The organism is Mesorhizobium sp. M1227, assembly GCF_040318315.1.
Taxonomy (GTDB): domain Bacteria; phylum Pseudomonadota; class Alphaproteobacteria; order Rhizobiales; family Rhizobiaceae; genus Mesorhizobium.
This window is the reverse complement of the sequence record NZ_JAMYLZ010000110.1, coordinates 1-797: the sequence shown is the minus strand read 5'-3', so window position 1 is coordinate 797 and position 797 is coordinate 1. Positions and strand designations below refer to the sequence as shown.

The 797-nt window shown below is 63.9% G+C and carries 1 protein-coding gene; it reads left to right on the top strand.

Features of this window, described 5'->3' with window-relative positions; translation table 11 throughout:
- Positions 1-797 (top strand): toxin TcdB middle/N-terminal domain-containing protein (locus NKH28_RS34320; protein WP_352981465.1); only part of this gene is annotated, 797 nt, incomplete at both ends.

The window sequence follows — 797 nt, the reverse complement described above, 5'->3', positions numbered from 1 at the left end:
CACATGTTCATCTCGGCCCCCGGCGCTGGCAACCCGAACCTGCTTCGCAGTGTCGTGACGGAACTCGGCGGGACGGTTGCGGTGGAGTATGCGCCGTCATCGACCTGGGCCAACACCTACCTGCCGCAGGTGGTGCATGCGGTGACAAAACTGTCGGTCGGCGACGGCCGCGGCCAGACGGCGGTGAGCACCTACGCCTATGCCGGCGGCAAATACGATCCGGCGGCGCGCAAGTTTCTGGGCTTTGCCTCGATCGTCGAGACAAAACCGCTGGCCAATGGCGAGACGGCGGCCTCGAAGGTCGAGACCACCTACCGGCAGGACCTGGCGAGCTACGGCCTGCCGTCGCTGACGCTGTGGAAGGACGGCGCCGGCATCGTCCACAAGCAGGTGGCCGAGACCTATGCGGTCAATACCGCAACCAAGCCATACACCGTGCAGAACATTGCGACCGACACGACGCTGACCGAGAATCTTGCGCGCACACTGAAGGTCGAGCGGGCGTTCGACGCCTACAACAACGTCGCCAGCATCAAGGACTATGGCCGCACCGACGTCAGCGGCGACGAGACCTGGACGGTGACGAGCTTCGCGCCCAACACCACGGCCTACATCGTCTCGCTGCCGAGCAGCCAGACGGTGCGCGCCGGGCTGGACACCAGCTTTGCCTATATCGGCTATGACGAGAGCTATTATGACGGCAACGCCGGTGCCAATGCCACGCCGCCGGCCAAGGGCAACATCACCCGCAAGCGCAGCTTCTCCGATTATTATGGATCGCCGCAAAAGGAGGTGAA